General features: G+C 64.2%; 20 protein-coding genes and 1 other RNA gene. 3 read left to right on the plus strand and 18 right to left on the minus strand.

The annotated features are described in order from the left end of the window. Positions 1 to 32: 32 nt before the first annotated feature. From EDF56_RS05565 to EDF56_RS05585, 5 genes are all read right to left on the minus strand, one after another. On the minus strand, positions 33 to 794 hold the full coding sequence (locus tag EDF56_RS05565) for an alpha/beta fold hydrolase (protein ID WP_132385668.1): 762 nt from the start codon (positions 792 to 794) through the stop codon (positions 33 to 35). 31 nt (positions 795 to 825) lie between these two features. After that, positions 826 to 1,272 carry a GFA family protein gene (locus tag EDF56_RS05570; protein ID WP_132385669.1) on the minus strand — a complete coding sequence of 149 codons (447 nt, stop codon included), beginning with the start codon at positions 1,270 to 1,272 and terminating at the stop codon, positions 826 to 828. Beyond that, on the minus strand, positions 1,269 to 1,805 hold the full coding sequence (locus EDF56_RS05575; RefSeq protein ID WP_132385670.1) for a DUF1993 family protein: 537 nt from the start codon (positions 1,803 to 1,805) through the stop codon (positions 1,269 to 1,271). The genes EDF56_RS05570 and EDF56_RS05575 overlap by 4 nt, the downstream gene beginning before the upstream one ends. Before the next feature lie 62 nt (positions 1,806 to 1,867). Continuing rightward, entirely contained in the window at positions 1,868 to 2,431 is a 564-nt protein-coding gene (locus EDF56_RS05580; RefSeq protein ID WP_132385671.1) for a DedA family protein, read from the minus strand. A 277-nt stretch (positions 2,432 to 2,708) separates the two neighbouring features. Further along, the gene (locus tag EDF56_RS05585) at positions 2,709 to 3,734 is read right to left on the minus strand and encodes an aspartate-semialdehyde dehydrogenase (RefSeq protein ID WP_132385817.1); all 1,026 of its coding nucleotides are present in this window, start codon (positions 3,732 to 3,734) and stop codon (positions 2,709 to 2,711) included. Between the two features lie 380 nt (positions 3,735 to 4,114). On the opposite strand from EDF56_RS05585, the gene EDF56_RS05590 reads away from it, so the two are divergent. Further along, positions 4,115 to 5,065: a DUF1214 domain-containing protein gene (locus EDF56_RS05590; RefSeq protein ID WP_207904619.1), complete on the plus strand. Its 951-nt coding sequence runs from the start codon at positions 4,115 to 4,117 to the stop codon at positions 5,063 to 5,065. 62 nt (positions 5,066 to 5,127) lie between these two features. Here EDF56_RS05590 and lon read toward each other — a convergent pair whose 3' ends face one another. The 6 genes from lon to hrpB form a co-directional block, all read right to left on the minus strand. Further along, complete coding sequence (lon, locus tag EDF56_RS05595; RefSeq protein WP_132385673.1) at positions 5,128 to 7,539, minus strand: endopeptidase La; 2,412 nt, start codon at positions 7,537 to 7,539, stop codon at positions 5,128 to 5,130. Positions 7,540 to 7,937: 398 nt separating this feature from the next. After that, positions 7,938 to 8,273 (minus strand): YbaB/EbfC family nucleoid-associated protein, encoded by a 336-nt coding sequence (locus EDF56_RS05600; RefSeq protein WP_132385674.1) that lies wholly within the window; start codon positions 8,271 to 8,273, stop codon positions 7,938 to 7,940. 1 nt (position 8,274) lies between these two features. Next, on the minus strand, positions 8,275 to 10,203 hold the full coding sequence (locus tag EDF56_RS05605) for a DNA polymerase III subunit gamma/tau (protein ID WP_132385675.1): 1,929 nt from the start codon (positions 10,201 to 10,203) through the stop codon (positions 8,275 to 8,277). Between the two features lie 136 nt (positions 10,204 to 10,339). Then, an RNA gene (gene ffs / locus EDF56_RS05610) (signal recognition particle sRNA small type) lies at positions 10,340 to 10,434 on the minus strand. A 150-nt stretch (positions 10,435 to 10,584) separates the two neighbouring features. After that, positions 10,585 to 10,863, minus strand: a complete 279-nt coding sequence (locus EDF56_RS05615) for an ETC complex I subunit (protein ID WP_132385676.1) — start codon at positions 10,861 to 10,863, stop codon at positions 10,585 to 10,587. 45 nt (positions 10,864 to 10,908) lie between these two features. Continuing rightward, entirely contained in the window at positions 10,909 to 13,362 is a 2,454-nt protein-coding gene (gene hrpB, locus EDF56_RS05620) for an ATP-dependent helicase HrpB (protein ID WP_132385677.1), read from the minus strand. A gap of 137 nt (positions 13,363 to 13,499) precedes the next feature. Here hrpB and EDF56_RS05625 point away from each other — a divergent pair, with 137 nt between their 5' ends. After that, entirely contained in the window at positions 13,500 to 15,458 is a 1,959-nt protein-coding gene (locus EDF56_RS05625; RefSeq protein WP_243652399.1) for an EAL domain-containing protein, read from the plus strand. A 21-nt stretch (positions 15,459 to 15,479) separates the two neighbouring features. Here EDF56_RS05625 and EDF56_RS05630 read toward each other — a convergent pair whose 3' ends face one another. From EDF56_RS05630 to EDF56_RS05640, 3 genes are all read right to left on the minus strand, one after another. Then, complete coding sequence (locus EDF56_RS05630; RefSeq protein WP_132385678.1) at positions 15,480 to 16,238, minus strand: hypothetical protein; 759 nt, start codon at positions 16,236 to 16,238, stop codon at positions 15,480 to 15,482. A gap of 132 nt (positions 16,239 to 16,370) precedes the next feature. Next, positions 16,371 to 17,447: a linear amide C-N hydrolase gene (locus EDF56_RS05635; RefSeq protein ID WP_132385679.1), complete on the minus strand. Its 1,077-nt coding sequence runs from the start codon at positions 17,445 to 17,447 to the stop codon at positions 16,371 to 16,373. Between the two features lie 322 nt (positions 17,448 to 17,769). Then, positions 17,770 to 18,786, minus strand: a complete 1,017-nt coding sequence (locus tag EDF56_RS05640; protein ID WP_132385680.1) for a polyprenyl synthetase family protein — start codon at positions 18,784 to 18,786, stop codon at positions 17,770 to 17,772. Positions 18,787 to 18,947: 161 nt separating this feature from the next. Here EDF56_RS05640 and EDF56_RS05645 point away from each other — a divergent pair, with 161 nt between their 5' ends. After that, positions 18,948 to 19,250 (plus strand): chorismate mutase, encoded by a 303-nt coding sequence (locus EDF56_RS05645; RefSeq protein WP_132385681.1) that lies wholly within the window; start codon positions 18,948 to 18,950, stop codon positions 19,248 to 19,250. 89 nt (positions 19,251 to 19,339) lie between these two features. Here the strand turns inward: EDF56_RS05645 and EDF56_RS05650 are convergent, their stop codons facing one another. The 4 genes from EDF56_RS05650 to EDF56_RS05665 all read right to left on the minus strand — a co-directional run bounded on the left by EDF56_RS05650 (position 19,340) and on the right by EDF56_RS05665 (position 22,209). Then, entirely contained in the window at positions 19,340 to 19,543 is a 204-nt protein-coding gene (locus EDF56_RS05650) for a hypothetical protein (RefSeq protein ID WP_132385682.1), read from the minus strand. Positions 19,544 to 19,646: 103 nt separating this feature from the next. Further along, positions 19,647 to 20,963 carry a HAMP domain-containing sensor histidine kinase gene (locus EDF56_RS05655; protein ID WP_243652415.1) on the minus strand — a complete coding sequence of 439 codons (1,317 nt, stop codon included), beginning with the start codon at positions 20,961 to 20,963 and terminating at the stop codon, positions 19,647 to 19,649. Between the two features lie 103 nt (positions 20,964 to 21,066). Next, the gene (locus tag EDF56_RS05660; protein ID WP_132385684.1) at positions 21,067 to 21,744 is read right to left on the minus strand and encodes a response regulator transcription factor; all 678 of its coding nucleotides are present in this window, start codon (positions 21,742 to 21,744) and stop codon (positions 21,067 to 21,069) included. 129 nt (positions 21,745 to 21,873) lie between these two features. Beyond that, positions 21,874 to 22,209 carry a PepSY domain-containing protein gene (locus EDF56_RS05665; protein WP_132385685.1) on the minus strand — a complete coding sequence of 112 codons (336 nt, stop codon included), beginning with the start codon at positions 22,207 to 22,209 and terminating at the stop codon, positions 21,874 to 21,876. Positions 22,210 to 22,295: the final 86 nt, after the last annotated feature.

A 22,295-nucleotide genomic window follows, 5' to 3' on the forward strand; every position in this document is an offset into this window, starting at 1 on the left:
AACTCATGTCCTTCCTTCTCGTCGCGCGAACCTCAATCGAGCAGAAACGCCGCCATAGCCCGGCCCATATCCTTGAACGTCACCGAAGACATGTGATTCCCCGGCGTCTCGACATAGCGCCCGTCCGGCAGCGCCGCCGCCAGTTCGACAGCCGAACCGTTATCATGGTCATCCTTGCCGCTCACGCAGAGCGTCGGCATCGAGACCTGCGCGATGGCATCGGCAGGCGTATCGTCCACCGACTGGAGCAGAAGACGCGCCGCCACGCGGTCGATGTTCATGGACTTCATGAAGGCCTGCGCGATGAAAGCCTTGTCCCCGCGCTCGATCGTGCCGAAGCGATCGATGGCATCCACGAAATGCGCCGAGCGCCGCGCCCAGCCCGAAAGGCCAGTGAGCCCCATGCCGCCAAGGATCAACTTACGCGGCGCCAGCCCCGCCAGCACGCCGCGCACCGAAGTCCGCGCACCCAGCGAAAAGCCGCCAAGGTCGAAGTCGCCAAGGCCAAGCTGCTCCACCGTCGCCTTGAGATCGCGCACCAGCACGTCGCCCGGATAGGCATCGGCTTCGTGCGGCGCCCCGCTCTGCCCATGGGCGCGCAAGTCGGGCATGAAGACCTCGAACCCGGCATCGGCAAGTATCCGCGCGTTGCCGTACTTGATCCAGTTCACATCCGCGCTGGAAAACAGCCCGTGGAGCAGCAGGAGCGGCCGCGCGCCGTGATCGCCCATGACATGCACGGCCAGCCGGGTGCCGGCATAGCCTTCGAGATATTCGGTCTTAGCGTCGCTCACTGCCAATTCGCCTGCTCTACGGGAGGATCGATCACTCGGGCGGTGCCATTCCGGCCGCCTTCCAGCGCTCGATCACATTGGGATTCTCGGCGCTCGTGTAGCCGGGCAAATGCGTCACGTCAGCCCATGCCGGAAGCATCGATTCAGTGGCATAGTTGTGCTCGGGCCGGAACGGCGTGGGATCGTCGAAGCTGCCGACGGTAAGGTCGATATTCGTCGCCCCCTCGCTAAATTCGAAACCCAGCGGCGTACCGCACTGCGAACAGAACGGCCGCCGCGCGATGGGCGAGGATTGGTACCAGTCCGGCTCGGTATGCCAGACCACCTTGTCGCGCAGCGGATTGACGAAGGCAGTGGAGACGCCCCCGGTCGCCCGACGGCACATCTTGCAATGGCACAGATAGGCCGTCTCGGGATCGACTTCGGCCGTGTAGCGGATGCGGCCGCACTGGCAGCCGCCGGTCATCCGCACCGTCATACCGGCGTGGGTGCAATCGGCCGGATGTCCCCGGCAAGGTGCGCCATGAAATCGGCCTTGCCGAACTCCAGCCCCTGCATCCTCAGGATCGCGTAGGCCGTGATCAGGTGGAAATAGAGATTGGGCAGGATCCAGTCGTCCAGATAGCGCTGGCCGGAGAGATCGAGGCACATGCCGATCGGCTCCAGACGAATGTGCTTCGTCTCCGGCAGTGCCGCAGCCTCAGCCGCCGCTGCCTGTACCTTGGCCAGCACCTCGCGCAGCAACGCCTTCGCATCATGCCAGCCGGTGGGCGGAGTGACGGTGTTCGGCTGCTCCTTGCCCCGGCTCCATGCGAGAAACTGCTCGGCCTGCGTTGCGGTGGCCGCCACTTGCCAGGACAGCGGATGCATGTCGATCGCCAGCCGCGCGGCGGCCAGCGTGTCGAGATCCCTGCCCACCCAAAGCCCCTCGGCCTTGTCGAGCAATGCGGAAAGAGTGTTGAGCCGGCTGGCGATGAGCGCCAGACCGGATGCGGCGTCGGGTTGTTGCACGAAAAGCCTCCCTCGCTTTCAGGAAGCCCCTAGATGGAACCGCCGCGCCGCCGGGACAAGAGTCATGCGGCGGGTGGTCGGCGCCGTATGTAATGGATGGCCAGTGCCGCGATCAGTGCCACCGCCACGACTCCGGCCAGCAAGTGCTCGATCGACCGGATGCGCCCGAAAAGCGTATCGATCGCCTCCCCGCACCAATAGCCGAGCGAAACGAAAATGAACGCCCAGACCAGCGCCGCCACGGCATTCACCGCCACGAACGTCCGTGTCGCCAGCCGCGTGGTGCCGATGGCAACGGGGCTCACCGTGCGCAGGCCGTAAATGAAGCGGAACGCAAAGGTGAAGGTGAGTGGATGGCGCTCGAACGCTGCCAATGCCCGCGCAAAGGCAGGTCGGGCGTGCATACGGCGAACGAAACCATGATCGCGAAAGCGCCGTCCCAGCTGGAAGAACAGCTGATCGGCAAAGAACGACCCTCCCGCCGCAACCAGCACCGCCGGCCAATAGGGCAACAATCCCCGATGCGCCATGAGCCCGCCCAGAACGGTCATGGTCTCCCCTTCGAAACCCGCGCCGAGGAACAGTCCGAAAAGGCCGTATTGGGCAATGATCTGCTCGATCGTCACGGCGCAACCACCCGCACTGCACTCAGACGGGTGCCATCACCCTGCTCGACGATGCGTGAGGTCACTCGATGGCCTTCCCTGTTAGGCGTACCCGAAGGTGCATGCATGAAGCGTGGCGGAACCGTCCAAGACAAACGCACTATACAGAATTTCGCTGCGATGGGTTCCCCAAAGACCCCCGCGCGTGCGCACAAAAAAGGCCCGCGAAGCATCTGCCTCGCGGACCTTTTTGTCTGTCAGGTCGGGCCGTGAAGCCCACCCGTCACCGGAGCCGAAATCAGCCCTTCTTGAGGTGGCGGCGGCCCAGCAGTTCGGCGATCTGTACCGCGTTCAGGGCAGCGCCCTTGCGCAGGTTGTCCGATACGCACCACAGCGCCAGGCCGTTCTCGACGGTCGGGTCCTCGCGGACGCGGCTGACGTACGTGGCGCTGTCGCCAACGGCTTCGATCGGGGTGACGTAACCACCGTCCTCGCGCTTGTCGACGAGCATGATGCCCGGCGCCTCGCGCAGGATGTCCTGTGCTTCCTCGGCCGAGATTTCGTTCTCGAACTCGATGTTCAGCGATTCCGAGTGGCCCACGAAGACCGGCACGCGCACGCAGGTGGCCTGGATCTTGATCTTGGGATCGAGGATCTTCTTGGTCTCGACGATCATCTTCCACTCTTCCTTGGTGGAACCGTCGTCGAGGAAGACGTCGATGTGCGGGATCACGTTGAAGGCGATCTGCTTGGTGAACTTGCGCGGTTCGACCTGATCGCCGACGAAGATCGCGCGGCTCTGTTCGAACAGCTCATCAAGGCCCGCCTTGCCCGCGCCGGAAACCGACTGGTAGGTCGAAACGACGACGCGCTTGATCTTCGCCTTGTCGTGCAGCGGCTTCAGCGCCACGACCATCTGCGCCGTGGAGCAGTTGGGATTGGCGATGATGTTGCGAGCCTTGTAGCCGTCGATGGCGTCCGGGTTCACTTCCGGCACGATCAGCGGCACGTCCGGGTCCATGCGGTAGAGCGACGAGTTGTCGATCACCACGCAGCCCGCAGCGGCGGCCTTCGGCGCGTAAATCTTCGTCGGCTCCGAGCCGACGGCGAAGAGCGCAATATCCCAGCCGGTGAAATCGAAGTGCTCGATGTTCTTTACTTTGAGCATTTTGCCGGTTTCGCCGAATTCAATCTCGGTCCCGATCGAACGCGACGAAGCCACCGCTGCGATCTCATCGCAGGGGAATTCGCGCTCGGCGAGGATGTTGAGCATTTCGCGGCCGACATTTCCGGTCGCGCCGACGACGGCAACCCGGTAACCCATTTCAAGATCCTTCATGCAAATCCCCGCACGGCAAGGACGCGGCGCGGGAAGCGGCCCGTTACAGGCACAGCGCGGGGATGGCAAGAGACTGCGCAAACCGCTTGCGCATAGAGATTGCATTTCGACCAAAAATTACTCTTTTAGCGCCATGTGGGAAACGGAATAACCGTTATGCGGCGACAACGCCTCACCTCGCGGGCCCTGCCAAACTCTGCCGGAACCCGCGCATCCGCCGCTGCCGTCATGCGACGCCGGGGTGGCGCGCTTCTATTCGCGGCCACCGACAGTCATTTCCGGGTTTACCCCGATAGCCAATGAAATCGCCGCCAATTACGCTCGATCCATTCCCGAATATTATCGACCAATTTGGAGAACACGACATGAGCGCGCCTGTAACTGTCGAGAATTTCGCGCGGGCGGAGACGGACAATTACCTTGCCATCAATGAAAAGCAGGCCGGGATCGGCAAACTGAAACACAACCGAGAACCAGCCGATATCGACAACCAGACGGTTATCCGCCTCAATCGCGACACGCTTTACTCTTTCGGGGTCTTCGATCTGCAAGCAGCGCCGGTCACGATCACCCTGCCGGACACCGGCCAGCGCTTCATGTCGATGCAGATTATCAACGAAGATCACTTCGCGCCCTTCGTGTTCTATGGTCACGAGCCTCGCACGCTGACTCAGGAGAACGTCGGCACCCGTTATGTGATGGTGGCGATCCGCACGCTCGCCGACCCCAACGACCCTGATGATCTTGCCGAGGTTCATAAGTTACAGGACGCGATCCAGGTATCGCAGGCCTCGCCCGGCAAGCTGGAACTGCCCGACTGGGACCCTGCCAGCTTGAAGGAAATTCGCGAAAGCCTGCTGGTTCTTGCCAGCCATGCCGATGGCTTCGTGCATGCCTTCGGCCCCAAGGGCGAGGTCGACCCCGTCAAGCACCTGATCGGCACCGCTGCCGGCTGGGGCGGCAATCCCGACAAGGACGCGACCTATCTTGGCAAGAACGTGCCGAACAACGACGGCAAGGCCGCCTATACGGTGACAGTCAGGGACGTGCCGGTCGACGCGTTCTGGTCGATCAGCGTCTATAACGAAGGCGGATTTTTCGAAAAGAATCCGCAGAATGCCTATTCGCTCAACAGCCTGACCGCAAAGAAGAACGAGGACGGCTCCATCACCATCCGGTTCGGCGGAGACGCCGGAAATCTGCCGAACGTGCTACCGATCGTGCCGGGCTGGAACTACACGGTTCGGCTCTATCGCCCTCGTCCCGAAATTCTCGACGGAACGTGGAAGTTTCCCGAACTCGTGCCGGTAGACTGAAAACGCAAAAAGGGCGCCGGATCGACCGGCGCCCTTCTCGTTTTTTGCTTGTCCTGTCCGCCTCAGTGCGCCGTGGCGGAGGGGGCCGGAGTCTGCGGCGGAGCGGCGGCCAGTTCGTCGGCCTCGGTCCACTCGATCGCGGTGAGCGGCTCCACCAGCGCCTTTGCCAGCACTTCGTCGACATGGCTGACCGGAATGATATCCAGCCCCTGCTTAACGTTCTCCGGGATCTCGGCGAGGTCCTTGCGGTTCTCTTCCGGGATCAGCACCGTGGTGATGCCGCCGCGCAGAGCGGCCAGCAGCTTCTCCTTGAGCCCGCCGATCGGCAGCACGCGGCCGCGCAGGGTGACTTCGCCGGTCATGGCGATGTCCTTGCGCACCGGCACGCCGGAGAGCGTCGAGACGATCGAGGTGACCATGCCGATACCAGCCGAAGGACCATCCTTGGGCACCGCGCCTTCGGGCAGGTGGATGTGGATGTCCTTCTTGTTGAAGATCGACGGCTTGATCCCATAAGCGGGCGAACGGGCGCGCACGAAGCTGAAGGCGGTCTGGATCGACTCGTTCATCACTTCGCCAAGCTTGCCGGTCGCCTTGATCGCACCCTTGCCGGGCACGGTCACGCTTTCGATCGTCAGCAGTTCGCCGCCCACTTCGGTCCAGGCGAGGCCGGTGACGGCGCCCACCTGATGCTCTTCCTCGCCCACGCCGTGGCGGAACTTCCGCACACCCGCGAATTCGGCAAGGTTTTCCGGCGTGATGACCACACCCTTCGTCTTGCCTTCAAGGATCTGGCGCAGGGACTTGCGCGCAAGCCTTGCGATCTCGCGCTCCAGCGTACGCACGCCCGCCTCGCGGGTGTAGTAGCGGATGAGGTCGCGCAGACCATCCTGCGTGAGCGTGAACTCGCCCTTCTTGAGGCCATGCGCCTCCACCTGCTTGCGGATCAGATGGCGTTCGGCGATCTCGACCTTCTCGTCCTCGGTATAACCCTCAAGACGGATGATCTCCATGCGGTCGAGCAGCGGCTGCGGCAGGTTCAGGCTGTTCGCGGTGCAGACGAACATCACGTCCGACAGATCGATATCGAGTTCGAGGTAGTGATCCTGGAACTTCGCGTTCTGTTCGGGATCGAGCACTTCGAGCAGCGCCGAGGCCGGATCGCCGCGGAAATCCTGACCCAGCTTGTCGATCTCGTCGAGCAGGAACAGCGGGTTAGACTTGCCGGCCTTGCGCAGGTTGGTCACGATCTTGCCCGGCAGCGAGCCGATATAGGTGCGGCGGTGGCCGCGAATCTCGGCCTCGTCACGCACGCCGCCCAGTGACTGGCGGATGAACTCACGGCCCGTCGCCTTGGCAATCGACTTGCCGAGCGAGGTCTTGCCGACGCCCGGCGGGCCGACGAGGCACAGGATCGGCCCCTTCAGCTTGTTGGTACGCGCCTGCACGGCCAGATACTCGACAATGCGGTCCTTGACCTTGTCGAGCGCATAGTGATCGGCATCGAGAACGCCCTGCGCCTCGGAAATGTCGCGCTTGAGCTTGCTCTTCTTGCCCCAGGGCAGGCCCAGCAGCACATCGAGATAGTTGCGGATGACCGTGGCTTCGGCGCTCATCGGCTGCATCGACTTGAGCTTCTTCAGCTCCGCCGTGGCCTTTTCGCGCGCTTCCTTGGTCAGGCGCGTCTTCTCGATCTTGTCCTGAAGCTCCTGAATCTCGTTGGCTTCTTCACCGTCGCCGCCGCCCAGCTCCGACTGAATCGCCTTGAGCTGCTCGTTCAGGTAATATTCGCGCTGGGTCTTCTCCATCTGCCGCTTCACGCGGCCACGGATCTTGCGCTCCACCTGAAGGACGCCGAGTTCGCCTTCCATGAAGGAATAGACCATCTCCAGCCGCTTGAGCGGATCGGGCTCGGAGAGCACGGCCTGCTTGTCCGCGACTTTGGCGGAAAGCTGCGCGGCCACGGTATCGGCCAGGCGGGCGGCATCCTCGATGTCCCCCAGCTGTTCGCCCGCGTCCTGCGAGAGCTTCTTGTTGAGCTTGGCATATTCGCCGAACTGTTCGACCACCGAGCGCATCATCGCGGCAACTTCGGTGCTCTCGGAACCTTCGACGGTGTCCGCATCGATCCGCTCGACGTCGGCCACCAGCATTTCGCCCTCGGCGCCCTGCTCAGCCTGAAGGCCGGTCAGGCGCGCACGCTCCTGCCCTTCCACCAGCACGCGGACGGTACCGTCAGGCAGCTTGAGAAGTTGCAGGACGCTGGCGATCACGCCGGTGTCATAAAGATCGTCACGCTCGGGATCGTCGCAGCTGGGATCGAGCTGGGCGAGAAGGAAGATGTCCTTTTCACCCGCCATCGCCGCCTCAAGTGCAGCAACGGATTTTTCGCGGCCGACGAAGAGAGGCACGACCATGCCGGGAAACACGACGATATCGCGCAAGGGCAGCAACGGAAGCAGGTTCAAAGGCATATCCAATTCTATACGTGCCGAAGCCCATTCGGACGCCGGCCATTGGCGATAGATATGGTGTCAATCAGGCAGCACGCAATGCAATAGCCGTGAAAGACTGTGGAAGCGCTTGCCGTTCGCCTCCACGGTAATCCTTATTGCCGGTGTAGAATATCCGCAACTGAGGCGCATTCGGCACACCGGGGTCATCCGTTCCGGAAATGGGACGGATCGGCCGTAGAAAAGCGTTTTCAGGCCCGGCGAGCGGCCAAAAACGGCAAACCGCCCCCGGTTCGGCCCATGAATCCGGTGAATCCATGGTCCGCGCCGAGGGCGGCGAAAAGGCCCGTCCCGGATTTCCCCAGACACCCATCGGTGTTAGAAAAATCTGTCACAAATCGGCCTCAAAACAGAAAGAATCAGAACGGCATCTTGAAGCCCGGTGGCAGACCCATGCCCTGCTGGGCCTTGGCCAGTTCCTCACCGGCGACCGAGTCCGCCTTGACGCGCGCGTCGTTGTAGGCGGCGACCACGAGGTCTTCGAGGATCTGCTTCTCATCCAGCTGCATCAGGCTGTCATCGATCGACACGGCGATGACGCGGCCCTTGGCCGAGCAGCGGATCTTGACGAGCCCGCCGCCCGAAAGCCCTTCGACTTCGAGCGAGTCCAGCTTGGCCTGGGTCTCGTTCATCTGCTTCTGGATGGTCTCGGCGGCCTGCTGCGCCGCCTGGATCATCTCTTCCATCGACTTCATTTCAACGTCTCCAATTGCGGGCACCGCCGCCAACGGCAAGCGGGCTTTCATCCTCGATCACTTTGGCATCCGGGAAAGCGGCCTTGGCGGCCAGTACCAGCGGGTGCTGGTTGACCTCGTCACTTTCCGCGATTTTCTTCGCTTCGGCCAGTTCGACCAGCGTCGGCGCGCCGTCCTCGCTGACCTTGTGGACTTCCCAGCGCTCGCCGGTCGCCTTGGCAAGGCCAGCACGCACAAGTGCGGTAATGTCCTCGCTGAAGCCCGGCGGCTGGCAATAGCGCAGCAGCCCCGGCCGCAGCTCAACCACGCGCACTTGCATACGCATGGTGTTGGCGGTGGAAAGCTCCCCCGCATGCTCGACGTCGTCGGCCAGTTCTTCCCAGCGCTTCGCCAGCATTTCCGGCGAGATCGTGGCGGCAGGCGCCGCTCCGGCGGGGGCGCCCGTACCATCGGCAACCGGCGCGGTAGCGACGGGCGCGCGCGCGGCAAGGTCTTCCAGCTTCTTCACCAGCGAGCCCGGATCGGGCATGTCGGCCGCGTGCATGATCCGCAGCAGCGCCATTTGTGCGGCGACCAGCGGATCGGGGGCGGACTTCACTTCCTCATGCCCCTTGAGCAGGAGCTGCCAGAGGCGATGGACGTGACCGGGCTTGAGGGCCTTGGCCCAGCTCTCGATCGCTTCGCGCTCCTCGGCGGAATGGGCGTCGTGCGCGCTGCCGGCGACTTGCGCCACGGCGATCCGGTGCCCCAGTTCCATCAGCCCGCGCAGGATCGCGATCGGCTCGACGCCCAGCGCGAACTGGTGCGCGACCAGGTCCAGCAGATCGGCGCCCTTGCCATCGAGAATCGCCGCGATCAGCTTGCGCTGGACGCTCTTGTCGGAAAGGCCGAGCATGTCGCGTACCTTGTCGGCACGGACCTGGCCTTCGCCGTCGAGATCGGCATGGGCAATCGCCTGATCGAGAATCGACAGGCCGTCACGTACGGACCCTTCGGCGGCAGCGGCGACCATGGCCAGTGCCTCGGCTTCGGCCTCGACACCTTCGAGGCCGCAGACCTTCGCGAAGTGATCGGCCAGCATCGGCGCGGGAATGCGGCGCAAATCGAAACGCTGGCAGCGTGAGAGCACCGTCACCGGCAGCTTGTCCACCTCGGTCGTCGCGAAGAGGAACTTCACATGCGCCGGCGGTTCCTCAAGTGTCTTCAGCAAGGCATTGAATGCGTTGCGAGACAGCATGTGGACTTCGTCGATGATGTAGATCTTGTAGCGCGCCGAAACCGCGGCGTAACGCACGGCCTCGATGATCTCGCGTACGTCGTCCACGCCGGTATGCGAGGCCGCGTCCATCTCGATCACGTCGATATGGCGGCCTTCGGCAATGGCGCGGCAAGGCTCGCACTGGCCGCAGGGATCGATGGTCGGGCCGCCCTGCCCGTCCGGACCGATGCAGTTGAGCGCCTTGGCAATCAGGCGCGCGGTCGATGTCTTGCCGACACCGCGCACGCCGGTCATCAGGAAGGCATGGGCCAGTCGGTCGCGCTTGATCGCATTGGCCAGCGTCTGGACCATCGCTTCCTGCCCGATCAGTTCGCCGAAGCTCTGCGGACGGTACTTGCGCGCCAGCACGCGATAAGGCTGCGCGGGCGTACCGGCAGGCGCCGGTGCTTTCGGGGCGGCTGGAATTGCGGGTGCAGGTGCAGGTGCAGGTGCAGGCGCCGCGACCTCAGGCTCCGGTTCAGCCACAGGTTCCGGCTCCGAAGCGGGTTCGGCTTCCGGCTCCGTTGCAGCGGGCTCGGGCGCCGGTTCGGGATCACCGAACATCGACACCTGCCCGGCGGCTTCCATTTCCGCCGAGGTCGGTGCGGCCTCTTCCTCGTCCCCGTCATTCCAGGGCGGGCTATCGCCGAACATGTCGCGTGAATCGTCCATCGTCTGCCAAACTAGGGGTTGGGGCCGCGAATGTCAGGAGGAAAGCGATTTGCTCCACAGCCGTGCGTGAAATGATACCGGCAGGAACGGTGTCCTGCGACCTGAGAGGCCAGTTTGAGGTATCATCACGATGTTGGCTGAAGGAGCCGGGCGACCCGTCGCAATCCGTTGTGGCTGCTTCCTTCCGGACCTGACCAGATTGGCGAACGCAAACGTCCACCCGACTCCCGGGCGGGCATATGGCGGCGCGCTTCGGGTTTGTCCAGCCCTTGCGGCACTTGTTCCAGCCGAAATTACAGAGCCGGAACGGCAACGGCCCGCGCCCCTTGATGTGGGAACGCGGGCCGTTTGCTGCGAAAAAACGCGCCGGAGCGCGATGGATCAGCGGAAGTTGTCGGCGTAAGCCTGAATCTTGAGACGGCGCGGCGGAGTTACATGGACCTCTGCCTCGATGCCGTAGCGCTCTGCATAGGCCTTGGCCGCCTCCACGTCCGGGAACGTCAGGCTGACCTGCTGCTGCGTGTCGCCCGAACCGGCCCAACCCATCAGGGGATCGGGCTTCTTGGCCTCGGCGGCGGCGAATTCGAGAACCCACTGGTCAAGCAGTGCCTTGCCGGACTGCATGGCGTTCTTCGGGCGCTGATAGATGCGTGCACTCATGGGCAAGCGCTTTGCCGTCGAATCGGGGCGAGAATCAAGCGCAAATCATTTGCCCCGCGATGCTTCGAACGCATTTCGCGTCTTCAGGCTGGGATCCTCGTTCCACGGCTCGTCCGGCCAGCGGTGCCGCGGGTACCGTCCCTTCATGTCCCGCTGCACGTCGCGCCACGATCCGCGCCAGAATCCCGGCAGGTCGCGCGTGGTCTGGATCGGGCGCCCGGCGGGCGACGTCAGCTTGAGCAGAAGCGGCAACGGCGGCTGGCCGAACGTGGGATGGCGGTCGAGCCCGAACAGCGCCTGCACGCGAATCTCGACGCTGGGCCCACCCTCGTCCTCATAGTCTATGGCATGGCTGGTGCCGGCGGGACTGCGAAATTCGGGCGGCGCCAGCTTCTCCAGCTTTTGCTGGTCGTCCCAGTTGAGCCGGTTTCGCAAGCCATCTGCAAGCGCGCCCTTGTCCACCGCGTCGAGCCTGCGGCCGAGAAGCGGGCCAAGCCAGTCGTCGAGATCGGCCAGCAGTGCAGCCTCCGACAGCGGCTCGATCCCCGCATAACACGCGCGCCGCAGCAAGGCGTGAGCCCCCTTGCCGAACGGCACGAGATCAAGCCCCTTCTCGCGCACGCGTTCGAGCAGGAATGCAGAAATCGCGGCGGGATCGGGGGTCGGGTCGGGTCCGGATGCTAACGTGATTGCCCCGATTCGGCGCTCCAGCCGCGCTTCCACGCGCCCTTCCGATTCGTTCCAGCGCAGCACCGAGCGGCGCTCGATCCGTTCGGAGAGCCATTGCTCGACTTCGGCAGGCTCCAGCGTCGCGCCCGACAGGATTCGCGCGCCCCGCGCCTGCCCTTGTGCATCGCCGATCACCATCCATTCACGCGTGGCGAGCGGCGAGGCGGGATCCAGCACGTAGCCCCTCCCCCCGGCCGAAAGCCAGTTCTCGCCGCTGGCATCGCGGCGCCGGGCCAGCATGTCCGGTCGCCCGAGCGCGAGCAGGACACCGGGGGGCACGTCCTGACCCTGTCCGCCCTCGACCATCAACGAGCGCGCACGGCGGGCCCAGCCCGACGCCAGCTTGCGCGAAGCTTCGGCACGCGGCGCGCGGTCGCCGTTCCAGCGAGACAGGCGCTGTGCCAGATCCTCACTGCGGCCGCCCAGCCCGCGTTCCTGCAACAGCAGCGCCAGCTTCGCGGCCGTGCCTCCGGCGCCCAGTTCGGTCGCGCGCAGAATCATCGCCGCCTGGGCCGGGTCCATCGGCAGACTGGCAACCTTGCGCCCGAAATCGGTGATCCGCCCTTCCCCATCCAGCGCTCCGAGCGATTCGAGTTGCCTCTGCGCGGCATCCAGTGACGGCGCGGGGGGCAGGTCCAGCCAGGCCATCGCCGCCGGATCTCCCGCGCCCCACTGCGCCAGCGAGAGGGTCAGCGGTGCCAGATCGCTGGTGAGCATTTCGGGCGGATCGAACTCCGGCCGTCCCGCATGGGCGGCCTCTTCCCACAGCCGATAGGCCACGCCGGGCCCTTGCCGTGCCGCGCGGCCAGCACGCTGCGCGGCCGAGGCGCGGCTGGCACGGTGGGTCGCGAGCCGGGTCACGCCCGCCGCCTTGTCGAACTCCGCCCGGCGCGAGAGGCCGCTGTCAACGACGACGGAAACGCCGTCGAGCGTCAGCGACGTCTCCGCGATCGCCGTGGCCAGCACGATTCGCCGGCGGCCCTCACCATCACGGCGGATCGCGGTCCGCTGGGCGGCGGGCTCGCACTGGCCGTGGAGCGGCAGGATCGGAACGTGCGGCAATCGCTCCGTCAGCCGCTCCGCCACGCGCTCGATCTCGCGGACACCGGGGAGGAAGGCGAGGATGTCGCCCTCCTGCTCGCGCCAGGCGGCAAGGATCGCGGATGTCATCGCCTCCTCGATACGCAAGGCAGGCGACGCACCGAGCCAGCGGAAGGCCAGTGGCCAGGCCTTGCCCTCACTCTCGATCACCGGCGTTTCGGGCCCCAGCAAGCGTGCGAACCGCGCGCCGTCGATGGTGGCTGACATGACGACGACCCGCAGGTCTTCGCGCAAAACTTCGCCTGCCTCGATGGCGAGCGCGAGGCCAAGGTCGCTGTCGAGATGGCGCTCGTGCGCTTCATCGAACAGCACCGCCGATACGCCGGGAAGCTCGGGATCGGAGAGAATCGTGGCAACGAAGATCGCCTCCGTCATCACCACTACCCGTGTGCGTGCGGAGCGCTTGACATCTAGGCGGGTGACATAACCGATGGTCTCACCGGCCGGCTCGCCAAGCTGCGCGGCCATGCGCTCGGCAGCGGCGCGCGCCGCCACACGGCGCGGCGAAAGCAGGATCACGGTTCCCGTGCACCATGGCTCAGCCAACAGCGCAGGAGCCAGCGCGGTCGTCTTGCCCGCACCGGGCGGCGCGATCAGGACGGCGCGGGACCCGGCACGCAAGGCGGCCAGCAGTTCGGGTAGCACGGCATGGATCGGGAGTTCGCTCACGCGTGCTTCCTTAGAAGCCAATCGAACGGTTCGCCAGACCGCTACCATTACGGGTAAATGCAACCATTTTGGAGCGGGTTCGTCCGGCCATCCACTCTTCCTCAACGATTGATAGCTAACTGTGGCTGTCGGAGCCGATGACCTTGCAACACCCCGATCATACCCCCAACCTGACCTATAGAGCCGGTCAACATCCCTTGCCGGTGGCGCAATACTTGCGCCTGCGCGAACGCGTGCCGCCGCTTTACGGGCTGCTTTCGGTCAATGCCGCAATCCTGGCCTTCACGCATCGGGCGCTGGCGCCGGGCTATCTGACGCTGACGGTTCCCGCGATTCTCGTCGCCGCCTGCCTGATGCGCATGCTCGTCTGGCTGCGGCCGACCACATCGGCGGACTTCGATCCGGACGTGGCCGAATATCGGATGCGGCGCACCACCTGGCTTGCGGTGGTGATTGCAGTGGCATTCGTCGGCTGGGCGCTTGTGCTGGACCAGTACGGCGGGCCTTACGAGCATGGCCATGTCGCCATCTACATCGCGGTAACGGTGCTGGGCTGCGTCTTCTGCCTGACGTTCCTTCCCAACGCGGCCTTGCTGATCTGCACGCTCGTGCTGGGGATCTTCCTTGCCTACAGCCTCATCATGGGGCCGCTGGTGCGCATAGCTATCGCCGTGAACATCACGCTGGTCGCCACGGTGATCCTGAAGATCCTGCGCGATACCTACGATTCCTTCGTCGCTCTCGAAACCACGCAGCACGCGCTCACCAGCGAACGGCGGCAGGCGCAAGTGCTGGGCGCAGAGAACGCGCGCCTTGCCGAAACCGATGCTCTGACCGGGCTGCCCAATCGCAGGCGCTTCTTCAGCCATCTTGAAGCGATGCTGACCGATGCCGATGGCGCCGAGGGGTTTTCCGTCGGCCTGATCGATCTCGACCGCTTCAAGCCGGTCAACGATACTTACGGCCACGCGCAGGGCGACCGCCTGTTGCAAGTGCTCGGCCAGCGCATGATCGCCGATTGCCCCGAAAATGTAGTCATTGCCCGCCTCGGCGGCGATGAGTTCGGAATCATCGTCAAAGGCTCGCCCGAGGAAGCCGAGGCGATTGCCCAGAAGCTCTGCACCGAAATCCGACGTCCGGCGCGGGTCGGTGACCTTGTCGTGGCGGTTGGCTGTTCGGCCGGCCTTGCTGACTTCCCCGGCAGCGGCCGCAGCGCCGATGCCCTGTTCGACCGTGCGGACTTCGCGCTCTATCACGCCAAGAACGAAAAGCGCGGCCAGTGCGTGCGCTTTTCCAGTGAACTCGAAGGCATGATCCGCACCGAGCAGGCGCTCGACGCGGCGCTGCAAACGGCCGACCTTGCCCGCGAGCTTTCGGTGGTCTTCCAGCCGATCGTCGCCACCGAAAATCGCATGCCGATGGGCGTGGAATGCCTCGCCCGCTGGACCTCGCCCTCGCTCGGCGCCGTGCCTCCGGAAATGCTGATCGCGTCGGCGGAACGTATCGGCCGCGCCCGCGAAGTTACGCTGGCGCTGTTCACGCAGGCCTTGGCAGCACTTATCCGCCTGCCCGAGGCCATGCACATGTGTTTCAACCTCTCCGGCCACGACATTGCCGATGCCGAGACCGTGGCCGCGCTGATCGCCCTGATCGAACGATCGGGCGGCGCGCCTTCGCGGCTGATCTTCGAGATCACTGAAACTTCGCTGATCGCCAAGTTCGACAGCGCCAGCGATGCGTTGGAAGGCCTGCGCGAAACCGGCGCGCGGATCGCGCTGGACGATTTCGGAACCGGCTATTCCAGCCTCTCCGCGCTGCACCAGCTTCCGCTCGACATGGTCAAGATCGATCGCAGCTTCGCCCCTCGCCTTGACGAGACGCGCGGCCGCCGCCTGATCGCGGCCATCCGCAACCTCGCCCGCTCGCTTTCGCTCGACTGCGTGATCGAGGGTATCGAGACCGAGGAGCAGATGCTGAGCGCCCGCATCGCCGGCTTCACGCTGGCGCAGGGTTATCATCTGGGCATGCCGATGCGGCTGGAGGATCTGATCGAGCGCCTCGGCACCGAGCGGAAGAGCGCGTTCAGCGTCGCCTGAGCGCCCGGTTACGCGGGCGGCTCAGGACGATATGCCCCGCTCGCTGTAAGTGATGCGGATCCTTACCCAGCTGCCGATCTGCGCCTTGCCGTTGATGCGCGGCGGCTGAACCTCGAACTGCCAGGCGGCGTTGAGCACCGCGCGTCCGAAGCCCGATCCACGCGGCGATTCGGCCAGGATCTGGCAATTGTCGACCTTGTAGTGGGGCTGCGTCTGGCAGGCGATCTCGCCCCATCCACTGGTCGGGCGATGGTCCGGCAGGTAACCCGCAAGCTGGGCATCGGTCGGCTCGTGGAACCAGGCGGCATTGTAGAGCACCATGCCACCCGGGCCTTCGCCGGGGCCGTACGTGCCGCCGGAACCGCCCGGAGCCTGATCGCCCGAAGCCGACGACTCGCCCTTCATCTTGCCGATGTCCGCCGCCGCGAAATCGTTGCTGGACATGCGCAGGAACGTGAAAGCCTGCTTTTTCGCGGCCGCAGGCTGCTCGACGGGCTTCTCCGTCACGACCGGAACCGACGTTTTGTGCTCGGTGTGTTTTTCCTGCTTCTGCTTTTGCTTCTGAGGCTCGCTGCCGCCCTTTTCACGCTCATGATTGACGACGTCGAACGTGGTCAGCGCGGCGGTTTTCTTCACCAGAGCCGGGACAAAGCCCGTCTGGGTGATCGCAAGCAAGAGCGCGAGCACCAATATGGCTGCCGAAAGCAGCGAGGAGACTAGGCGCTGGCGCGGCGACCCGGGCTGATAACCCGTGGCAGCCAGCTCGGAATCAAGGGGCATAACGGGGTCTGGATAGACGCGCCAAAGGTGCGCGGCAATTGCAGGTTTATTGCCGATTCATTGCAGCATTGAAGTGTTGCCCGAATGGCGCAGGGTGGCTTCCTGGCCTCACCTCACGCCGGAGCTTGGTGGCTAACCGCTGATGCCCAGAAAACGGAAGGGCGCGTGTTCCACGAAGTCGCCCGACACCTCACCCGAGAACGTGTGGTCCTGGTTCGGTCCGAGATCGAGCGTCTTCACTTTCCCGCTGTCCTTCGAGAAATCGATCTTCTTGAGATCGACCCAGAATGTGTTGGGCGTCAGCGCCGATTCGAAGAAATAAAGCTGCCGCTTGTGATCGAACACGGTGCGCCAGCGGGTGGAGGAAATGTTCGGCTCTTCCGGCGTGTTGATGCCGTAAGGCACCGAGGCATTGCGGATCACGCTGAACACCGAGGCAAGCGCCTTGTTCGGGTCTTCAGCCTTGGGAATCGCATTTATGTAGAACGACGCACGGGCAAAACGATCGGCGGCGCGATTGGTACCGGGCAGCATGACAGTGCCGCCGATGTCCTTCCAATAGGCATTGAGCGCAAGCTGATGCTCGAAAATCGGCGAATTGGTCATCACCTGATAGGCGCGGGAATGGTGGATGACCTGCTTGCCGTCGATATATTCGATGATCGCGCTGTCCCCCGTGGCGTCCGAAAGCGAGAGGTGCACGGTCGTCAGCCGATCCTCACCCGGGACATTGTCGGTGACGATCGTGAACGGCTCTTTCTGAAGCGCGGTCACCGCCTCATCCACCGTCGCGAAATTGTCGAGCATGTACTGGGCCCAGGCGGCGATGGTCAGGCCGGGTTTGCTCTTGGCGTCGAAGTGCGGATATTCGGATTCGGCCAGCCAGAGCAGGTTCGCTTCCAGCCCCTTCTCGTTGACGCCGTCGGTGGTCGAGACGTCATAGCCACTGACGATGACGCTGCCGTATTTCGAGGTCCACTTGATCGAATTGGGTCCAGCCTCCCCACTGCGCGCAATGCCGCGCGGCAGGATCCACATGTTGGAGAGGATGTCGCTCTTCCAGTCCATCGAGCGGGCGGTGATGATATTGTTATCCGGCCCGAGGTAGACGGCGCGCGTACAGGCGTCTGCGGCAATGCCGGCCATGAGTAGCGCCGGCAGTGCCAGCACGCGGGCAGAACGCACGAATCCGGTCGTCAGGAAGGGCATTGGGGGCTCCTCTTCGCGAAATCGGGGGGGACGGAAGATATCGAAGCGCAAGTCGGAGAGCGCGGGCCATTGCCGGGCCTGAGGCGGGAAACGGCGCCGCCTCGCGGCACGACCAGACCATCGAACGCGCTCCTTCACAGGATACGTAATGGCCGGAAGATAATGGCAATCTCCCGATCTATCAAACCAATAGAATACGACCCGGGAACTTCAAACAGTGCCGCGAACGACTTCACGCCTGCCCGCATGTCTTGCGCGCATAAACGAACGGCGCGCCCGGTGACCGGGCACGCCGTGATCTATTACGAAGGGAAAGCCCCGATCAGTAGCGGCGGGCTACCGCGAACTCGACTGCCTCGCACATGGCGTCTCGCGCGGCACCGGCGGGGAAGATCGACAGGGCGTCGATGGCGCGCTGCGCATAGAGGCGCGCGCGCTCACGCGTCGCCTCGACGCAGCCATGACGGTTGATCAGCTCGACAGCGTGGGCGAGGTCTTCGTCCTCGGTGCGGAAGCCGGCGATGGCCTCTTCCCAGAACTTGCGTTCCTCGGCCGTGCCGCGCGCATAGGCGAGGATGACGGGAAGCGTCATCTTGCCTTCGCGGAAATCGTCGCCCTTGTCCTTGCCCGATTCGGAGGCCTCCGAATCGTAGTCGATGGCGTCGTCGACAAGCTGGAATGCAATGCCGAGGTTGCGGCCATAGGCATCCAGCGCATGTTCCTCGGCCTCGCCCTTCTCGGCGACGACAGCGGCGATGCGGGTCGCGGCGGCAAAGAGCGCGGCGGTCTTGGAGCCGATGATCTGGAGGTAGTGTTCCTCGCTCGTTTCGATCTTGCGCTGGGCGACCAGCTGATCGACTTCACCCTCGGCAATGATCGAGCTGGCGCTCGACAGAATCTTGAGGACCTTCAGGCTGCCGTCTTCGACCATCAGCTCGAACGCGCGGCTGAACAGGAAGTCGCCCACCAGAACCGTCGCCGGGTTGCCGAAGACGATATTGGCCGCCGCCTTGCCGCGCCGCAGGTCCGAACCGTCGACAACGTCGTCATGCAGCAGCGTGGCGGTGTGAATGAACTCTACCGAAGCCGCCAGCTTGTGGTGGCGCGTGCCCTGATACCCGCAGAGTTCCGCCCCAGCGACGGTGAGCATCGGGCGCATGCGCTTGCCGCCACCCGAAATCAGGTGACCGGCCAGTGCCGGAATAAGCGGGATCTCGCTCTGCATGCGATCAAGAATGACCGCATTCACGCTGTTCATGCCGGCCGCGGTAAGCGCCAGCATGGGGGCGAGGGAAGGCTGCGATCCGCGCGTGCGCAGGGGTATGACATCGGCACTCATCGTTTCGGCGCATTGCGCGCTTGCAAGCATTTACGCAAGAGCGAATGCCACAACGCGGGTGCACAATACGTTTGGCGGGGCCGATTGGAGGGGCACATCGAAAGGACGGTTTGGCGGCCGGACTGGAAGAGCGCGCGGAGGCGTGCTAGCGGACCGTCCCGATGACCGAGACCACGCCTCCCGCCACCGATCCCGTTCTGGCCTCTTACCGCGCCAGCATCGACAACATCGATGCCGCGCTGATCCACATGCTCGCCGAGCGATTTCGGATCACCCAGGCCGTGGGCACCTACAAGGCCGAGAAGAACCTTCCCGCCTCGGATCCCAGCCGGGAAGAGCGCCAGATCGTCCGCCTGCGCAAGCTGGCCGAAGACGCGCAGCTCGATCCCGACTTCGGCGAAAAGTTCATCCGCTTCATCATCGATGAAGTGATCCGCCACCACCAGCGCGCGAAAGCGGGCTGAGGTTCGGTTTGGAAATTCGCCGAAAGCGAATTTGACGACAGGTAATACCTGAGGGACGGCGCGATCTCGCGCCATCCCTCAGCCTTGCATCAGCCCTCGACGAGGTCCTGAAGGCGCGTGATCAGCGCCTGGATGCGCGTTGCGGCTTCCGCGAACGTCTCCAGGTCTTCCTTGTTGCCGTCCTCGCGCGCTTCCTTGGCGGCCTCGACATACCCTTCGAGGTCGGCCTCCAGCGCATCGACGATCATTTCGATCTCGTCGGGGGATACGGTCAGCGTGATGGAATCGGTCATTGGGGGTTATCCTCGATCAGGTGAACCGGGCCCATGGGGACGAACGGCTGGTTCCGCAACAGTCGTTAGCGCCGGTTCCACGGGATTTTAAGCCGGGAATATGTCAGGCGATAGCACGCGGCAGGTAAAGCCTGACAAGCAGGCCGCCGAGATCCTCGCTCTCGTCCAGTTCGACGCTGCCGCCGTAGATTTCCACCACGTCGCGTACGATGGCAAGGCCAAGGCCGGTGCCGGGTTTGCCCGAATCGAGCCGCGCGCCGCGATCGAAGATGCGGATGCGCTCGGCCTCGGGAATGCCCATGCCGTCATCCTCCACCCAGATCTGGCACAGGCGCGAATCGCGCTCGGCGTCGACCGTGACGAACACGCTGCCGCCGCCATACTTGGCCGCATTCTCGATGAGGTTGCCGAGGATTTCCTCAAGGTCCTGCTTTTCCAGCGCGACCACGGCGGCGTGGTTGCCATCCAGGTCGCAGCGGGCCTGATCGTAAAGCCGCTCCACCGCGCGCAGCACGGCCTCAAGGCTGGGCCAGACATCGGCGCGCGACTGGCCCACAGCACGGCGGCCCACCGCCCTCGCCCGCGCCAGATGGTGATCGACCTGCCGCCGCATCACCGCCGCCTCGCGAATCACCGTATCGGCAAGATCGGGCGCCTTGGCGGTCGCCGCATTCATCACCACGGTCAGCGGCGTCTTCAGCGCATGGGCAAGATTGCCCGCATGGGTGCGCGCTTCCTCGGCCTGACGCTCGTTGTGTTCGAGCAGTGCATTCAGCTCTTCCACCAGCGGCTCGACCTCGCGCGGGAGTGGGTCGGCAACGCGGGCCGATCCGGTGGTACGCAGCTTCTGGATCGCGCGGCGCACGTGGCGCAGCGGGAACAGGCCGTACCAGGTCTGCATCCCCGCCATCAGCAGCAGGCCGAAGCCCAGCGCGACGAAGCTGTAGACCAGGATCGCCCGGATCATCTTGATCTGCTCGTCCAGATCGACACGGCTGGCGGCGACCGTGAACATCCACTTGGTATTGCTGCCCGGCAGGATGATCGAGCGCTCCATCACGCGCAGCGTCTCGCCCGGGAACTGGTGCGAATCATAGACGTGCGGCTGGGCGTCGAAGTGGTCCGCCGGCACGTCGAGGCTGCGATCCCACAGCGAGCGCGAGGGGAAATCCTCGTGCCCCTTGCCGCGAATCTGCCAGTAGAGGCCCGAATTCGGCTCGAGGAAGCGCTGGTCGCCCAGTGGGCGGATGAAGAAGACTTCTCCGTCCGGGCCGATCTCCGCCGAACCGATCATGCCGGTTAGCATGTAGCCCAGCTGTTCGTCGAAATTGCGGGTGACGAGCCCGGTCAGCGTGTGGTCGAGCGCCAGCCCGCCGACCAGCAGGAGGATCGAAATCCATCCTGCCGCAATCAGCATCATGCGCCGGGCAAGCGAACCGGTAGGTGCCTCGTGCGGGAAGCTTTCGCGTGCCTCGGGTTCGGGCACGGCTTCGGGCGGGGCGGTGTTCGCCACCGCCGACACCTCAGCCGCGACCGGGTTCGGCGGGATCGTCGAGGCTGTAGCCAAGGCCACGGATCGTCGTGATGACATCGGCACCCAGCTTCTTGCGGATGCGCGTGACGAAGACCTCGATCGTGTTCGAATCGCGGTCGAAATCCTGATCGTAGATATGCTCGATCAGTTCGGTGCGGCTGACCACCTTGCCCTTGTGGTGCATCAGGTAGGACAGCAGCTTGTATTCCTGCGCGGTCATCTTGACCGGCTCGCCGGCCAGTGTGACGCGGCCGGAACGGGTGTCCAGCCGCACGTCGCCGGCGGTCAGTTCGCTGGAAGTGTTCCCGGAAGCGCGGCGAATCAGCGCGCGCAGGCGGGCAATCAGTTCCTCGGTCTGGAACGGCTTGGCAAGGTAGTCGTCGGCGCCGGCATCGAGCCCGGCCACCTTGTCCGACCAGGAATCGCGGGCTGTGAGCACCAGCACGGGGAAGTCGCGCCCTTCGCGGCGCCACATGCCGAGCACGGTCAATCCATCGATCTCGGGCAAGCCAAGGTCGAGAATCACCGCGTCGTAGTCCTCGGTCGAGCCCAGGAAATGTCCGTCCTCGCCATCGGTCGAAAGATCGACGGCGTAGCCGGTCTGTTCCAGCGTGGTCTTGAGCTGGTTGCCGAGCGTAGGTTCATCCTCGACGATCAGGATGCGCAAATCGGTCTCTCCCTCGGAGGTGCCCTGAAATGGGCCACGAAATGGATGAAGCAAATGGGGTGAAAGCCGGTAAGCGTCAAGCGATCCGGCCTTCCGGGCGCATAACCGCGCCCGATCGGCGGGATCCGATCAGCGCGATTGCCCGATCACGCGGCCGGTGCGGGCATCGACATCGACGAAATAGACCTTTCCATTCTGGATGAACTTGAGCCGATACGCCATCGCGGCGGCATCATATTCGGGACCGAGGTATTGCATCGCCCCCATGCGCGGCAGGACAAGCTGCTCGATCTGGCGGATCGAGAGGATATTGCCCGCCTTGCGCTCGCGGCGCGCCTCCCCCTGCTCTCCGCCCGGATCGGCGGCGTGCGCGCAAAGCGACGGCGCCACCAGCGCAAACGCGGCAATCACGGTTGCGCCCAGGAAAGCGCTGCGCACTGCAAGAAAGGAGACGAGGCGTTTCATAACGTCGTGGGTGCCTAAGCACCGGGGCTTGAACAAGTCCTGAATGTGGCACGAAGGCGGCACCGACTGAAATGTGTTGCAGGAAT

The organism is Novosphingobium sp. PhB165, assembly GCF_004341845.1.
In the GTDB taxonomy this organism is placed as follows: domain Bacteria; phylum Pseudomonadota; class Alphaproteobacteria; order Sphingomonadales; family Sphingomonadaceae; genus Novosphingobium.

Coding starts and splice junctions, on each gene's coding strand:
- EDF56_RS05570 (WP_132385669.1), bottom strand. CDS start 1,272: ATGACGGTGCGGATGACCGGCGGCTGCCAGTGCGGCCGCATCCGCTAC.
- EDF56_RS05585 (WP_132385817.1), bottom strand. CDS start 3,734: ATGGGTTACCGGGTTGCCGTCGTCGGCGCGACCGGAAATGTCGGCCGC.
- EDF56_RS05590 (WP_207904619.1), top strand. CDS start 4,115: ATGAGCGCGCCTGTAACTGTCGAGAATTTCGCGCGGGCGGAGACGGAC.
- lon (WP_132385673.1), bottom strand. CDS start 7,539: ATGCCTTTGAACCTGCTTCCGTTGCTGCCCTTGCGCGATATCGTCGTG.
- EDF56_RS05600 (WP_132385674.1), bottom strand. CDS start 8,273: ATGAAGTCGATGGAAGAGATGATCCAGGCGGCGCAGCAGGCCGCCGAG.
- EDF56_RS05605 (WP_132385675.1), bottom strand. CDS start 10,203: ATGGACGATTCACGCGACATGTTCGGCGATAGCCCGCCCTGGAATGAC.
- EDF56_RS05615 (WP_132385676.1), bottom strand. CDS start 10,863: ATGAGTGCACGCATCTATCAGCGCCCGAAGAACGCCATGCAGTCCGGC.
- EDF56_RS05625 (WP_243652399.1), top strand. CDS start 13,500: ATGACCTTGCAACACCCCGATCATACCCCCAACCTGACCTATAGAGCC.
- EDF56_RS05630 (WP_132385678.1), bottom strand. CDS start 16,238: ATGCCCCTTGATTCCGAGCTGGCTGCCACGGGTTATCAGCCCGGGTCG.
- EDF56_RS05635 (WP_132385679.1), bottom strand. CDS start 17,447: ATGCCCTTCCTGACGACCGGATTCGTGCGTTCTGCCCGCGTGCTGGCA.
- EDF56_RS05640 (WP_132385680.1), bottom strand. CDS start 18,786: ATGAGTGCCGATGTCATACCCCTGCGCACGCGCGGATCGCAGCCTTCC.
- EDF56_RS05645 (WP_132385681.1), top strand. CDS start 18,948: ATGACCGAGACCACGCCTCCCGCCACCGATCCCGTTCTGGCCTCTTAC.
- EDF56_RS05650 (WP_132385682.1), bottom strand. CDS start 19,543: ATGACCGATTCCATCACGCTGACCGTATCCCCCGACGAGATCGAAATG.
- EDF56_RS05655 (WP_243652415.1), bottom strand. CDS start 20,963: ATGATGCTGATTGCGGCAGGATGGATTTCGATCCTCCTGCTGGTCGGC.
- EDF56_RS05665 (WP_132385685.1), bottom strand. CDS start 22,209: ATGAAACGCCTCGTCTCCTTTCTTGCAGTGCGCAGCGCTTTCCTGGGC.